This window comes from Rhizobium sp. AG207R (genome assembly GCF_027109195.1).
GTDB lineage: Bacteria > Pseudomonadota > Alphaproteobacteria > Rhizobiales > Rhizobiaceae > Rhizobium > Rhizobium dioscoreae.
This window is the reverse complement of record NZ_JAEPVT010000019.1, coordinates 87,193-100,107: the sequence shown is the minus strand read 5'-3', so window position 1 is coordinate 100,107 and position 12,915 is coordinate 87,193. Positions and strand designations below refer to the sequence as shown.

Genomic DNA, 12,915 nt, shown 5'->3' with positions numbered 1-12,915 from the left:
GGGCAGGGGTATCGCATATGAGCGGAGATCGCCGCTGTCCCCTTCTCCCCAGCGGGGAGAAGGTGCCGCCAGGCGGATGAGGGGGTGCCCGCCAAGACCACAAAAATCCATGAATTCAAATCGATAACCCCCTCATCCGACCCTTCGGGCCACCTTCTCCCCAAGGGGAGAAGGAGCTTATGGCGCTCGTCCGCCTCCATATGCGATAGCCCTGCCCTTGTGGGGGAGATGTCACGAAAGTGACAGAGGGGGTATGCATCCTCAGCAGACTCGACAGCATCCGTCGAAGGCAACAATGCTCATTACCCCAAAACGCCTTTGGAACAATTCACCCTCCTCCCGCGTCTTTAAGAAGTACAACGCAGAGGAGATTGCTAAATGCTGAAATGGGCTCTCATTTTCTTTGTGATTTCTTTGATCAGCGGCTTTTTCGGCTTTTCAGGCGTGTCCGCGGCAACCGCAACCATTGCGCGTGTTCTCTTCGCCATCTTCCTGATCATCTTCCTGATATTCCTGATCCTGGCCGTCATGGCCGGCAATGCCGTCGTTTGACGGCAGGGATCATCGGCGCATCGGGGCGGGCCTAGATCAGGCTCGCCCCGACATTTATGGCGAGCGCCAGGATCGTCGTATTGAATAGAAACGAGAGGATCGCGTGCAGAAGCGCGAGCTTACGCATTGAAACGGTGGAAATGCCGATATCGGCGGTCTGAGCCGCAACCCCGATCGTGAAGGAGAAATAGAGGAAGTCCCAATAGATCGGCTCCTCCAAAGGCTCGGCGAATTTCAGCCCCTGCCCCTTGCCCGGACTGCTGTAGAACCGGTGCGCATAGTGGATGGTGAACAGCGTATGCAGGAAGGTCCAGGATATCAGGATCGTCACGATCGCCATCATCACGCGGTAGAAGGCGATTTCGGGTGAGGCGTCCTTGACGCCAAGCAGATCCAGCGCAATGCCGCCGATGCTGGCGAGCGCTGCCGCAATCGACAGGAACAGCAGGAATCCATCCGAGAAATCGAGGTCGGCCGAGCGCTTGCGTATGCGCTGCGGGTCGGCCGTCAGCATCCTGTACAGGCTGTAAACGATATAGACGATTGCGGTCGTATCCCAAGCGATCAGCAGATTGCTGGCATTGAACTCGCGGGATGTCAGAAGCAGAAAGACGGCGATGCCGGCAAGAACCGCAATCAGGATGACATGATGCTTGCGCCACAGCACACGCCATCTGGAATGATGCAAATGTCCCTGCGCATCCATGCCGCTCTCCCGATCGCAAATCGTCTTTCAAAACAACGCTTCGCCGACGAGAGTGGCAAATAAAAGGAAGCCCCGCAATACGGGGCCTTCTACCTTCAAAATGCAGCCTCAGCCCGTCCAGCCGCCGTCGATGACGTGGATCTGGCCGGTCGTGAAGCCCGCCTCGTCGCCGGCGAGATAGGTCACCAGCGCGGCGATCTCTTCGGCAGTTGCGATCCGGCCCATCGGCTGTCGGGCGATAAAGTCCTTCATTGCCTTCTCGTAGTCACCGGTTGCCTTCAGCCGCTCATGCAGCGAGGGGCTATCGACCGTGCCAGGGCAAATCGCATTGGCGCGGATGCCCTTGGCGACGAAATCGGCGGCGATCGATTTGGTCAGGCCGATCACGGCAGCCTTGGAGGCGCAATAGGCGAAACGGTTCGGCACGCCCTTCACACTGGAAGCAACGGAGGACATGTTGACGATCGACCCCTTGCCCTTTTCCAGCATGCCCGGCAGGAAGGCCCGGCAGGTGGTGTACATCGCCTTGGCATTGAGGTTGAAGGAGAAATCCCAATCCTTTTCCTCGCAGTCCAGGATCGTGCCGGCATGGACGAAACCGGCGCAATTGAAGAGCACGTCGATCGGGCCAAGCTCTTCCGCGTAGGCCTTGACGGCGGCACTATCGAGCACGTTCAACACATGTTTGGTCGCGCCATCAAGCGTCGAGAGCGTCTGCTCGTTGATATCAATGGCGTAGACATGTGCGCCAAGCGAGATGAAGCGCTCTGCCGACGCCCGGCCGATGCCCTGCCCCGCCGCCGTGATGACGACCTTCTTGCCTTCCAACCCGTGACCCATAATCCTGATCCTTTCTTCGGGAACCATGACCCCACCCATGCCGCCGGCTGCATAGCCGAAACTCGGATAAGATCATGCAGTAACAATCAGTTGGCGCAACCTCACTACGCTTCGAAAGACTGCGCGAAGCGATGATTCAGCTTGTCGATGAGGACTGTATGCCGCTCGCCGCTTCGCAGTCCATTGCTAATCATCTCGGATGCATCGCTTTGAAATGCCATGTAGCCATCATGCCGCGGCCGCACATAGGCGCCTTCCAGCGTCGCACGCGTGTTGCGGTAAAAATCGAGCGCCGGCGCATTGACCGCATCGCTGATCCAGCCGTCGGCATGGCCGGGTTGACCATTGCCACTCGCATAAACACCCGCCTGCACCGGCCCGCTCGCAATCCAGCGCGCAAAGGCCTTCGCCTCTTCAGGCGCTTGCGTGCGTGCCGACACCGCAATGCCAGTGCCGCCGAGTGCCGAGCCATTCGGCGCGCGTTCATCGATCACGGGCATATCTGCAAAAGCGATCCGCGCCCGCCTGAATCCGGCAAAGGAATAGTTCACGTAGCCATAGATGAACGGCGACGCCACATAGGGGCCGTCAGGCTGGCCCATCAGGTCGAGCACCGCGATCGGATCCATTTCGTAGCAGCTGGAATCCATGCCCGAAACGAGCTGCGCGATCCAGTCGAGCACCGCTTCGCCATCGGCCTTGGCAATGAAATCCGGCCCTTCGATGTTGCAGGGCGTGCCGAGGTGGGCAGCCAGCGTGATGAAAGTCATCAGCGAATGCGGCGGCCGCATCGGCAGGATTGCTTTGCCTTCCTTGGCGAGCGTCACGAATTCGGCGAGATTCTTGACCGGCGCGCTCAGCCGGTCGGGCCGATAGGCCTGCACCTGTGTTGCCGCATCGAGCGGAAAGGCCCATTGCCGGCCCTGCCAGTTGTAGCTCGGATAGGAGCGCCCAACGGTGCCGGCGGCGATCGCGGCAATTTCCTCCGCACAGCCTGCATCATCGAGCGGCAGCAGGCAGTTCTCGCGGGTGATCTGCCCGACATGCGGATGATCGATGACGATGAGATCGTATTGCGCGGCAAGCTCCTCCACCGGAAAAGTCTCGAAATCCTGCAGCGAGCGCTTTTCCCAGCTGATCTCGACACCGGTCTTTTCCCGCCACACCTTCGAGCAGGCGATCATCGGATCGTAGCCGCGCGGATGCGACCAGGTCATTCCCTTAAGTTTTACCATCATGCCTTCCCCGCGCTCGGCTTGCGCTCGACGACCAGGATATGATCGGCGGCAAGCACGACTTCGTCGCGCTGGTTCAGCACTTCGCAACGCTCGACCACACGACCGGAAGCCGGCCGTTTCGGATCATCCTCCTTCGCTGAAATGGTGACGCGGGTGCGGATCGTATCGCCGATATGCACCGGGCGGACGAAGCGGAGCCGATCGTAGCCATAGGAAAAGGCAACGGGATTGATGAGCGAGGCCGTCAGTCCGACGCCGATCGCAAAGATCATCGTGCCATGCGCGATGCGCTGGCCGCCAGGCAAGGTCTTGGCGAATTCCGCATCCATGTGATGCGGGAAGAAATCGCCGGTATGGCCAGCATGGACAACAAAATCCGTCTCGGTGATCGTCCGTCCCGTGGTCACCCTGACGTGGCCGACTTCATAATCTTCGAAATAGAGGGTTTGTTCTGCCATTGCTCAAGCCTTTGGAAGTTCGGCAATCGGCGTCGCCGGCGCGGCGCTCGATTGATAAGCGGCCTCGACGAGAGCCATGGTCTGCCAGGCATCCTCGACGGAACCGATCAGCTCCTGATCCTCGCCGGATGCAAAACGCTGCAGGTTTGCCATGCGATTGACAAAGGCATCCGGGAACCAGGCGCCCTCCAGCTTGACCTCGACCCAATCGCTGCCGCCCTCAGGTCGGATCCAAAGTTCGTCCGGCTCCCCGCTGGGATAGTCGAGATTGACACCGAGCTTGACATAGGCCGCCCCCTTGGTGCCGGCGATGCGAAACTCACAAGCCTGGAACTTGCGGCCGAAATCATGGTCGTGATTGACCGAGAGCATGCAGCGAACCTTGTCGCCATAATCGAGAATCGCAGCCGTCCGCGTCTGGGCGACATCATGGTTGGGATGGCCGATGGTCTTGGCGTGGATCCCTCGAGGATTACCGAGCAGCCCGCGAATGAAATCGAAATAGTGGATCGAGTGCATGGCGATCTCGATCCGTGGCAAGTCTTTCAGGAACGGCCAGAGGCCCCAGGGTGTTGCAAGCGCCAGCCACGCATCGAAATCGACGACCTCGCCGAGATACCCTTTGTTCACGGCATCGTAGAGCGCCAGCATCATCGGCGCGAAGCGAAGTTGGAAGTTGACGGCCGCCTTGATATCCCTCTCGCGGCAGACCCGCAGAATTTCGGAGGCGCCGGCAAGATCGCTGCCCATCGGTTTCTGGATCAGCGCGAAGGAACCGCGCGGCAACTTCGAAAGGATCGCCGCATGCGCTGCCGGCGGGGTCGCCAGATCGAAGATCGCGCCATCGACGGCAAGGGCTTCTGCCTCGGAGGCGAAAACTCGAATACCCCATCGAGCAGCGAGCGCCACCGCCTTCTCGGTGTTTGGATCGTAGAGGCCCGCGACCGGAAAGCCGCCTTGTTTATAGGCAGGCAGATGCGCGTCACCGACGATGCTGCCGGCACCGAAAATCACGATGGAGCGAGGATGCGACGGCATCGGCCACCATTGGCGCAGGGATTTGGGATCGAAGCTCATCTCATCCTCCCTGAAACCAAGACCGGTTGACCTTTTGCCCGGAAAAAGGAGCCAGGAACATTGGCTTCGGAAGTTGTGGAAGCTACACACCCCCCTCTGTCACTTCGTGACATCTCCCCCACAAGGGGGGAGATCGCTTGAAGCGTTTCGCAGCACCTCGGGAAACGAATAGCTGTCGTGTCAGCAGATTCAATGTCTGTTGATTGCCAGAGATAGCCGCGATTTACCAATCTCCCCCCTTGTGGGGGAGATGTCAGCGAAGCTGACAGAGGGGGGTATCCGCTCCGCAGTCTCCCCCCTGGCGGAATGAGGGGCCTTGATTGGACGTCAGTCATGATGAAACACCTCCTCCATCATGGCCCACCACTCGCCCTCTTTGCGGGTCTCGAAGGGCTTCTGGCAGGGTATGCAGAAGGACCACCACTCTTGGTTCTTCGGGCTGGCAGCCATCTTCGCCATATCGGCCTCGAAATCCGTGCCGACATATTCCCAATAGCCGAAGAGCAGGTTTTCCGGCTCTTTCAGGAAGATCGAATAGTTGGTGATGTTGCATTCGGAGATCAGCGCCAGGATCTCGGGCCAGACGGCCGCATGGAGTGTCTTGTATTCCGCGACCTTGGCCGGCTCCAGGCCGATCACCATTCCCATCCGCTGCATGGTTAGCTCCTCCTCAGCCGTGAATTTCCCGGGTGAATTCGCCGATCGAGCGCGCCTTTACGGCATCCCAGTCCCAGGCAATACCGATGCCGGGCTCTGATGGGGCCACCGCCTTGCCATCGACGATTTCCATGCCCTTGGTGGTGAGATCGTCGAGCTGCGGGATGTATTCGACATATTTGCCATTCGGCACGGCGCAGGTGAGGCTGACATGCAGCTCCATCAGGAAATGCGGGCAGACGGGAATGTCGAAAGCTTCGGCGGCATGCGCCACCTTCAGCCAGGGCGTGATGCCGCCGATGCGGGCGACATCCACCTGCACGATCGAGCAGGCGCCCTTCTGCATATATTCGCGAAAATGCCGAATTGAATACATGGATTCGCCGACCGCGATCGGCGTCGGCGTCGATCGGATCAACCGGATATGGCCATCGAGATCGTCGGCCGGCAGCGGCTCCTCGATCCAGGCAAGGTCCAGCTCCTTGAGGCGTGCTGCCCGGCGGATCGCCTCATCGACGGTGAAGCCCTGATTGCAGTCGGTCATGATTTCGAAACCGGAGCCGAGTGCCAGACGCATCGCGGCCAGCCGGTCGTAATCCTCGGAGCCATGCGGCTTGCCGATCTTCACCTTGGAGCCGGAAAAGCCCTTGGCCTTCGCCTGCAGGGCGTCTTCGACCAAAGCTTCCTTCTCGATATGCAGCCAGCCACCTTCCGTCGTGTAGAGCGGGCACCGATCCTTGGCGCCACCAGCAAGCTTCCAGAGTGGCAGCTTCTGCTTCTTGGCTCGCAGATCCCAAAGTGCCGTGTCGATGGCCGCAAGCGCCAGCGCCGTGATGGGACCGATCGTCGTAGCATGCGTGGCGAATTCCAATCTGTGCCAGATCGCCTCGATGCAATCGGCATCCTCGCCGATCAAGAGCGGCACCAGATGGTCGGACAGCAGCCGCATGACGGACGAGCCGCCGGTGCCGATCGTATAGCTGTAACCGGTGCCGGCTGCCCCATCGCTGTCGGTGATGGTGACGATCGGCGTTTCCTGGCTGACGAAGCTCTGGATCGCATCCGTCCGCTTCACCTTCGGCGGCAGATCGACCATGCGCAGTTCAATTTTCTCGATACGTGCCATGGGAGCTATTCCTCAGTTTGCCAGGCTCTTGCCGGTTTCGGCGGAGAAGAGATGCGCTTGGCTGAGATCGAAGCTCATCTTCAGCCGCTCGCCACTCTTCAGCGCGCGCGGATTGAGCATGCGCGTCACCCATTCGCGCCCGGCGAATTCGACAAAGACGAGTGTTTCATTGCCGAGCGGTTCGGTGATGGCGACCGGCAGGGTCAGCTCGTAGACGGCAGATTCCGCGCCCGAATGCAGGCCGTGGCCAGTCGGGAAGATATCGTCAGGCCTAAGACCGAAGGCGACCTTTTCTCCTTCCCTGACCTTGCCGGCAAACTGGTTCGGCAGCGGCAGACGATCACCGTTCTTGAAGATGAGTTCGCCTGCCTTCAGTGTCGCCTCTTCGATATTCATCGGTGGTGAGCCGATGAAGCCGGCAACGAAGCGGGTGGCGGGCCGCTTGAACACCTCGTCCGGCGTGCCGACTTGTTCGATGTGGCCGTCGCGCATGATGACGATGCGGTCCGCCAGCGTCATGGCCTCGACCTGATCGTGCGTCACGTAGACCACCGTCGACTGCACCTTGGCATGCAGTTTCTTGATCTCGGTGCGCATCTGCGTGCGCAGCTTGGCATCGAGGTTCGATAGCGGCTCGTCGAAGAGGAAGACCTCCGGCTGGCGCACGATGGCGCGGCCCATGGCGACGCGCTGACGCTGGCCACCGGAAAGCTGCGCCGGGCGGCGATCCATCAGCGCTTCGAGGCTCAAAATAGCAGCGGCCTCGTTGACGCGCCGGTCGATCTCGGCCTGCGGCTGCTTAGCGATCTTCAGCGAGAAACCCATGTTCTCGCGCACGGTCATATGTGGATAGAGCGCATAGGACTGGAACACCATGGAGATGTTGCGATCGCGCGGCGGCAGGTCGTTGACGACCGTATCGCCGATCTCGATCGTGCCGTCGGACACATCCTCCAAGCCGGCGATCATGCGCAGCGTCGTCGACTTGCCGCAGCCGGACGGGCCGACAAGCGCGATGAACTCCTTGTCCGCGATGTCGAGATCGATCCCGTGGACGATTTCCAGCGCGCCGTAGCGCTTGACGAGTTTTTTGAGGGAAACCTGAGCCATGGAGATCAACCTTTGACCGCACCGAATGTCAGACCCGACACCAGATGCTTCTGAATGATGAAAGTGAGAGCGAGAGCCGGAATGATCATCACGACCGCCAATGCGCACATGCCGCGCCAGTCGATGGTGAACTCGGCCGTGTAGTCGAGGAGACCGACCGGCAGCGTCTTGGAATCGACGGAACGCGTCAGCTGCGAGGCGAGAGCATATTCATTCCAGCAGGTGAGGAAGGCGAAGATGCCAGCCGATGCGATGCCGGGGCCGGCGAGTGGAAATTCCACCTGCCAGAACGCCTGCCAGCGCGTGCAGCCGTCGATCTGCGCTGCCTCGGCGAGATCCTTCGGCACCTGCCGGAAAAAGCCGTCGATCAGCCAGATCGTGAACGGCACATTCAGCGCGACATAGGTGAGGATCAGGCCGAAATGCGTATCGATGATGCCGAGCCGCGCATAGACCATGAAGAGCGGCAGCGATAGCGCCACGCCGGGCACGGAGCGCGTCAGCATCAGCCCGAGGAACACGGCCGACTTGCCTGCGAAACGAAAGCGAGCGAAGGCATAGCCGCCGGACATGCCGATGACGAGCGCAATGGCGGTCGAGGTGACGGAGATGATGAGCGAATTGCGGAAATAATCCCAGACGGGAATGCCGCCCTGCCCGACGCCGCTGAACATGGCGCGATAGGCTTCCAGCGACAGCTCCTGCGGTATCCAGACCGGCGGCTTCGCCATGATTTCCACGGTCGGCCGTAGCGAGCTAATGACGATCCAGAAACCGGGCAGGCAGATGATAAGCATCGAGAGGAAGAGGCCGATGAGATAGGCGATCTTCCAGAGGCGGCGCTGCAGGCGTTGTTGAGCGTTGCGATCCATGATTACCACTCCGCTCCGATCTGGGTGCGGGCAAGCGCCAGCTTGCGGAAGAAATAGACGGTGAAGACGATAGAAAGAATGATCGAGACATAGGCCATGGCATTGGCGAGCCCCATCTGCGCATCGGCATAGGCGGTGCGCCCGACCAGCGTCCAGATCAGCTCGGTGCGCCGCGCCGGCCCGCCATCGGTCATAATCTTGACGATGTCGTAGGCGCGGGCAACGTCGAGCGAACGGATCGTCATGGCGATGAAGGCGAACGGCATCAGGAATGGCCAGGTGACGTAGCGGAAGGTCTGCCAGCTGGTACAGCCGTCCACTTTTGCGGCTTCTACCGGCTCCTGCGGCATGGCGAGCAGGCCTGCGAGGATAAGGATCGCGAAGACCGACGTCGACGACCAGACTTCGGCAATGACGATGGAAAACAGCGCCAGATTGCCATCGATCAGCCAGGGAATGGCCGTTTCCGTGATCCCTAGCGACTGCAGGACATTGTTGATGATGCCGACATTGTCGTTGAACATGAATTTGAACTGGAAGCCGACGAGAACGGGCGAGAACATCATCGGAAACATCATCAGCGTGCGCAGCACGCGCTTGCCGTAGGTCGCCTTGTTGACCAGCAAAGCCAATCCGAGACCAAGCAGCATTTCCAGATTAAGGGCAATCGTCAAAAGCACGACGGTGCGCACGAAGGCGGCCAGGAACACCGGATCCGACAGGATGCGCATGTAGTTGCGCAGACCGATGAAGGTGAAAAGCGTCGCCGGCCGCGTCAGGCGAAAGGGCGTGAAGCTGGAATAGAAGGACAGAAGCAGCGGAAACAGAACCACAGCCACGAGGACGATGATCGCCGGAAGAAGAAGCAGGACCGGTGGAGATATTCTTTTGAGCATGGTTTGCACCTGTCGGCATTCCTCGGCAGCGTGGCCCGGACTGCGTGGAATGGATTGCTTGGGACCGAGAAGCCGGCAGCAAACCGGCAGAGCAGACCGGCCCCTTGCGGTGCCGATCGAAAACCATTCTCGAACTCAGTTTTGCGGAAATCCCGCACGCCCGAGACGCGCGGGATTTCGAGTGCACCGCTTAGAGGGCGCCAGCGTCCTTCAGGACATCGGTTGCCTTTTGCGCAGCAGCGTCAAGCGCCTCCTTCGAGCTCTTGTCGCCGAGGATCGCGGCCTGAAGCTCAGGATAGACGACGTTGGAAATCTCGATCCATTGCGGCGTGCGCGGAACCGGGAAGGCATACTTCATGGCTTCCTGAAAGGTGCTCAGCACTTCCTTCTTGTAAGGGTCGGATGCAGCCTGCTGGATATCCCAGTCCCATACGGCCTTGCGGGTCGGCAGCGTGCCGTTGGCGGCTTCGAGCTTCTGCGAGTCGTCATTCGTCAGGAACCAGACGAGCGAAGCGGCTGCATCCTTGTGGGCGCAGGCTTCGGTTACCGAAAAGCCATGATGGCCGGACCAGCCGGTGTGCTTGCCGGAGGAACCGGCAGGCTGCACGACGACACCGACATTGCCGGCGATCTTAGAAGACTTCGGATCATTGAAATAGGTCGCCCAGCCCGGCCAGTCGAGATCGAGAGCGATCGAACCAGAGGCAAAGCCGGCACCGAGGTCGTCCCAGAGATAGTTGGTCGTGCCGGCCGGAACGGCCTTGGCCTTGTACATGTTGACGAACCAGTCGAGCGCGCGCACCCCGGCTTCGGAGTTGAAGGCAGGCTTGCCGTCCTTGTCGAGATATTCGCCGCCTTCGGCGACCAGCATTTCATAGAAGCGGCCATTGATCGCCTCTTCCTTGCCGGGGAATTGCGTGCCGAAGAAGTTCGGCGGGTTGGAGAAGAAGATCGCCTGATCGGAGACTTCCTTCCAGGTCTTCGGGGGCGCCAGATCGTAGCCATACTTCGCCTTGAACGCCGTCTTCTTGGCCTCGTCACTATAGAGGCTCTTCTGATAGTAGAGCGCCGAAACGTCAAACTGCGCACGCGGCAGCATGATCAGGCGGCCGTCGATGGTCGAGGCCTGGATGGTCGAATCGACGAACTGGCTGATTTCTTCCTTCGGCAGCAGCTTGCCGAGGTCGGTGTAGAGGTCGGGATACTGCGGCGCGAAGGACGAGTGGTTCGAGCCGACGCACCAGGAGATGCTGCCCGAGGCCATGTCCGATTTGATTTCCTTGTCGAGTTCGAAGTGGTTCTTCTTCGAGAGAATGTTGACCTTGGCGCCCGTCTCCTTCTCCCACTCGGCGATGCGCGCGTAAAGCGGTTCGTATTGCTGACCGCCGATGAGTTTGGCGTCGATCGTCACGCCCGGAAATTTGCCTGGCAGATCGGCGGCGAAGACCGCTGTGCCGGCAAGCAATGCCATCGTGCCGGCAGCAAGACCGGCCTTCCAATTCCTCATCGAACTTCCTCCCTTAAGATCGGACCCCTTGCCCGATTGCCCTCTCGACCCAAATATGGATCAATGATTTATAAGTAAACATCTTATTCATTGGCCGTCAAGCCGCGATCGCGCGCTTGTAAAATGCCTTCATTCATATATGAATGATGATTCATGTTTCTTCGCATGGGGGACTTGTTGATGAGCATAGAAGACGACAGTGATCGCTACCGCGCACCGGCGCTGGACAAGGGGCTTGACATTTTGGAGCTGCTGGCAACGATCGACGGCGGCTTGACGCAGGCCGAGATTGCCAAGGCGCTCAACAAGAGCCCCAACGAATTCTACCGCATGCTCGATCGTCTCGTACGGCGCGGCTATGTGCAGCGGCAGGATGGCGATCGTTTCTATCTGACGCTGAAGCTCTTCGGCCTTGCGCATTATCATGCGCCGGTGCGCCGCCTCGTCTCCTTCGCCACACCGCTGATGCGCGAATTCTCCAACCGTGCCGAGCAGGCCTGCCATCTGGCGATCTATGATCGCGGCTCCGTCGTCGTCATCGCGCAGCAGGATTCGCCGACCTATTGGGGCATCTCCATCCGCGTCGGCGCGCAGATCAATCTCTATAATACCGGCTCCGGCCATATTCTTCTGGCATTCCGGGATGCAAAGCAGCGCCAGATGATGATCAACGAGCAGAGACGCCAGGAACAGGATCCGGAGGAGCCGCCTGCCGATCTCGAGGAAAAGCTCGCAGCAATTCGTGAAAAGGGCTTCGAAACCATGAGCAGCCTGCAGACGAGCGGCGTACACAATATTTCCGCGCCCGTGCTGGCGATGGACGGCAACGCCCTTGCCGCCCTCACCTGCCCCTATATTGAGCCAGTGAACCCGAAGGCACCTACGCGCGAGCAGGTGGTCGAATATGTCCGGGAAGCCGCCAAGCAAATCTCCGAAACCGTGGCCGGCACGGTGGACAAGGCCGAGTTATAATTTTTATTTGAATAAACTATTCTTCTGTGAGTATATGTTGAGCAAGCAGGTATGGGAGGAACGCCATGCTTTTCGACAGCCATCTGCACATCGTCGACCGGAAACGTCTCGCCTATCCCTGGCTGGCCGGCGCCGGCGCGCTCAATCGCGACAGCCTCTACGAAGACTATGCGCGCGAGGCCAAGCGGCTTGGGATCGCCGATACGCTTCACATGGAGGTCGACGTCGCCGAGGATGATATCGAGCGGGAAACAGATTACGTCAAAGGCCTGAGCCGTGAGCCCGGTAGCCTCCTCAGGGGTGCCATCGCCGCCTGCCGTCCTGAGAGCACGAACTTCCCCGCCTATCTCGAACGCGTACTTGCCGATCCCTTCGTCAAAGGTTTCCGCCGTGTACTGCATGTCGTGCCAGATGACGTCTCCGAGGGCGCCCTCTTCCGCGAGAACCTGAAGCGGCTCGGCGGCACGCGGCTCACCTTCGACCTCTGTGTCCTAGCGCATCAGATGTCCAAGGCGCTCGCGCTCATCGACCTCAATCCCAATATCCGCTTCATCCTCGACCATTGCGGCGTACCGGCGGTGAAGGATGGCTTCAGCGAAAGCTGGGCGGCGGGGATCACGGAAACGGCGAAGCGCCCGAATGTCACCGTTAAGATTTCCGGCGTCGTCGCCTATGCCGATCCAGACAGCTGGACGCCGGAAACGCTGCGTCCCTTCATCGAACATTGCATCGCAAGCTTCGGCTGGGACCGCGTCATCTGGGGCAGCGACTGGCCAGTCTGTACGCTCGGCGGCAGTCTTTCCACCTGGATCGCAGCCACTCACGCGCTGATGCAAGGCGTAAGCACCGACGAACGCAGCCGGCTCTATCACCTCAATGCCAAGCGCCTCTGGTCTCTTTGAGA

At 59.8% G+C, this 12,915-nt stretch carries 14 protein-coding genes; 3 read left to right on the top strand and 11 right to left on the bottom strand.

The features are described 5' to 3' along the window. The first annotated feature begins 378 nt into the window (after positions 1-378). A complete protein-coding gene (locus tag JJQ51_RS32010) occupies positions 379-552 on the top strand; it encodes a DUF1328 domain-containing protein (RefSeq protein WP_069615987.1) in 174 nt (57 codons plus the stop codon). Between the two features lie 31 nt (positions 553-583). Here the strand turns inward: JJQ51_RS32010 and JJQ51_RS32005 are convergent, their stop codons facing one another. From JJQ51_RS32005 to JJQ51_RS31955, 11 genes are all read right to left on the bottom strand, one after another. Further along, entirely contained in the window at positions 584-1,258 is a 675-nt protein-coding gene (locus tag JJQ51_RS32005) for a DUF1345 domain-containing protein (protein ID WP_113330574.1), read from the bottom strand. Positions 1,259-1,366: 108 nt separating this feature from the next. Next, positions 1,367-2,098, bottom strand: coding sequence for an SDR family oxidoreductase (locus JJQ51_RS32000; RefSeq protein WP_269245800.1), 732 nt, complete (start codon positions 2,096-2,098; stop codon positions 1,367-1,369). Positions 2,099-2,202: 104 nt separating this feature from the next. Beyond that, positions 2,203-3,336: an extracellular solute-binding protein gene (locus JJQ51_RS31995; RefSeq protein WP_269245799.1), complete on the bottom strand. Its 1,134-nt coding sequence runs from the start codon at positions 3,334-3,336 to the stop codon at positions 2,203-2,205. Next, entirely contained in the window at positions 3,333-3,794 is a 462-nt protein-coding gene (locus tag JJQ51_RS31990) for a MaoC/PaaZ C-terminal domain-containing protein (protein ID WP_113354844.1), read from the bottom strand. Before JJQ51_RS31990 ends, JJQ51_RS31995 begins: the two co-directional genes overlap by 4 nt. 3 nt (positions 3,795-3,797) lie before the next feature. Continuing rightward, positions 3,798-4,871 (bottom strand): Gfo/Idh/MocA family protein, encoded by a 1,074-nt coding sequence (locus JJQ51_RS31985; RefSeq protein WP_269245798.1) that lies wholly within the window; start codon positions 4,869-4,871, stop codon positions 3,798-3,800. Between the two features lie 327 nt (positions 4,872-5,198). After that, entirely contained in the window at positions 5,199-5,528 is a 330-nt protein-coding gene (locus JJQ51_RS31980; RefSeq protein WP_113354504.1) for an L-rhamnose mutarotase, read from the bottom strand. Positions 5,529-5,541: 13 nt separating this feature from the next. Beyond that, positions 5,542-6,654, bottom strand: coding sequence for a mandelate racemase/muconate lactonizing enzyme family protein (locus JJQ51_RS31975; RefSeq protein ID WP_269245797.1), 1,113 nt, complete (start codon positions 6,652-6,654; stop codon positions 5,542-5,544). A 12-nt stretch (positions 6,655-6,666) separates the two neighbouring features. Continuing rightward, the gene (locus JJQ51_RS31970; RefSeq protein WP_113333827.1) at positions 6,667-7,764 is read right to left on the bottom strand and encodes an ABC transporter ATP-binding protein; all 1,098 of its coding nucleotides are present in this window, start codon (positions 7,762-7,764) and stop codon (positions 6,667-6,669) included. Between the two features lie 5 nt (positions 7,765-7,769). After that, on the bottom strand, positions 7,770-8,636 hold the full coding sequence (locus JJQ51_RS31965; RefSeq protein WP_113389248.1) for a carbohydrate ABC transporter permease: 867 nt from the start codon (positions 8,634-8,636) through the stop codon (positions 7,770-7,772). 2 nt (positions 8,637-8,638) lie between these two features. Beyond that, positions 8,639-9,532 (bottom strand): carbohydrate ABC transporter permease, encoded by an 894-nt coding sequence (locus JJQ51_RS31960; protein WP_269245796.1) that lies wholly within the window; start codon positions 9,530-9,532, stop codon positions 8,639-8,641. A gap of 190 nt (positions 9,533-9,722) precedes the next feature. Next, positions 9,723-11,039, bottom strand: coding sequence for a sugar ABC transporter substrate-binding protein (locus JJQ51_RS31955; RefSeq protein WP_069615976.1), 1,317 nt, complete (start codon positions 11,037-11,039; stop codon positions 9,723-9,725). Between the two features lie 180 nt (positions 11,040-11,219). On the opposite strand from JJQ51_RS31955, the gene JJQ51_RS31950 reads away from it, so the two are divergent. Both JJQ51_RS31950 and JJQ51_RS31945 read left to right on the top strand, forming a co-directional pair. After that, positions 11,220-12,011, top strand: a complete 792-nt coding sequence (locus tag JJQ51_RS31950; RefSeq protein WP_095436363.1) for an IclR family transcriptional regulator — start codon at positions 11,220-11,222, stop codon at positions 12,009-12,011. 65 nt (positions 12,012-12,076) lie between these two features. Beyond that, positions 12,077-12,913 carry an amidohydrolase family protein gene (locus JJQ51_RS31945; protein WP_269245795.1) on the top strand — a complete coding sequence of 279 codons (837 nt, stop codon included), beginning with the start codon at positions 12,077-12,079 and terminating at the stop codon, positions 12,911-12,913. Positions 12,914-12,915: the final 2 nt, after the last annotated feature.

What these genes read in the sequence shown, in the direction of transcription:
- JJQ51_RS32010 (WP_069615987.1), top strand. Translation starts at nt 379, where the DNA reads ATGCTGAAATGGGCTCTCATTTTCTTTGTGATTTCTTTGATCAGCGGC.
- JJQ51_RS32005 (WP_113330574.1), bottom strand. Translation starts at nt 1,258, where the DNA reads ATGGATGCGCAGGGACATTTGCATCATTCCAGATGGCGTGTGCTGTGG.
- JJQ51_RS32000 (WP_269245800.1), bottom strand. Translation starts at nt 2,098, where the DNA reads ATGGGTCACGGGTTGGAAGGCAAGAAGGTCGTCATCACGGCGGCGGGG.
- JJQ51_RS31995 (WP_269245799.1), bottom strand. Translation starts at nt 3,336, where the DNA reads ATGATGGTAAAACTTAAGGGAATGACCTGGTCGCATCCGCGCGGCTAC.
- JJQ51_RS31990 (WP_113354844.1), bottom strand. Translation starts at nt 3,794, where the DNA reads ATGGCAGAACAAACCCTCTATTTCGAAGATTATGAAGTCGGCCACGTC.
- JJQ51_RS31985 (WP_269245798.1), bottom strand. Translation starts at nt 4,871, where the DNA reads ATGAGCTTCGATCCCAAATCCCTGCGCCAATGGTGGCCGATGCCGTCG.
- JJQ51_RS31980 (WP_113354504.1), bottom strand. Translation starts at nt 5,528, where the DNA reads ATGCAGCGGATGGGAATGGTGATCGGCCTGGAGCCGGCCAAGGTCGCG.
- JJQ51_RS31975 (WP_269245797.1), bottom strand. Translation starts at nt 6,654, where the DNA reads ATGGCACGTATCGAGAAAATTGAACTGCGCATGGTCGATCTGCCGCCG.
- JJQ51_RS31970 (WP_113333827.1), bottom strand. Translation starts at nt 7,764, where the DNA reads ATGGCTCAGGTTTCCCTCAAAAAACTCGTCAAGCGCTACGGCGCGCTG.
- JJQ51_RS31965 (WP_113389248.1), bottom strand. Translation starts at nt 8,636, where the DNA reads ATGGATCGCAACGCTCAACAACGCCTGCAGCGCCGCCTCTGGAAGATC.
- JJQ51_RS31960 (WP_269245796.1), bottom strand. Translation starts at nt 9,532, where the DNA reads ATGCTCAAAAGAATATCTCCACCGGTCCTGCTTCTTCTTCCGGCGATC.
- JJQ51_RS31955 (WP_069615976.1), bottom strand. Translation starts at nt 11,039, where the DNA reads ATGAGGAATTGGAAGGCCGGTCTTGCTGCCGGCACGATGGCATTGCTT.
- JJQ51_RS31950 (WP_095436363.1), top strand. Translation starts at nt 11,220, where the DNA reads ATGAGCATAGAAGACGACAGTGATCGCTACCGCGCACCGGCGCTGGAC.
- JJQ51_RS31945 (WP_269245795.1), top strand. Translation starts at nt 12,077, where the DNA reads ATGCTTTTCGACAGCCATCTGCACATCGTCGACCGGAAACGTCTCGCC.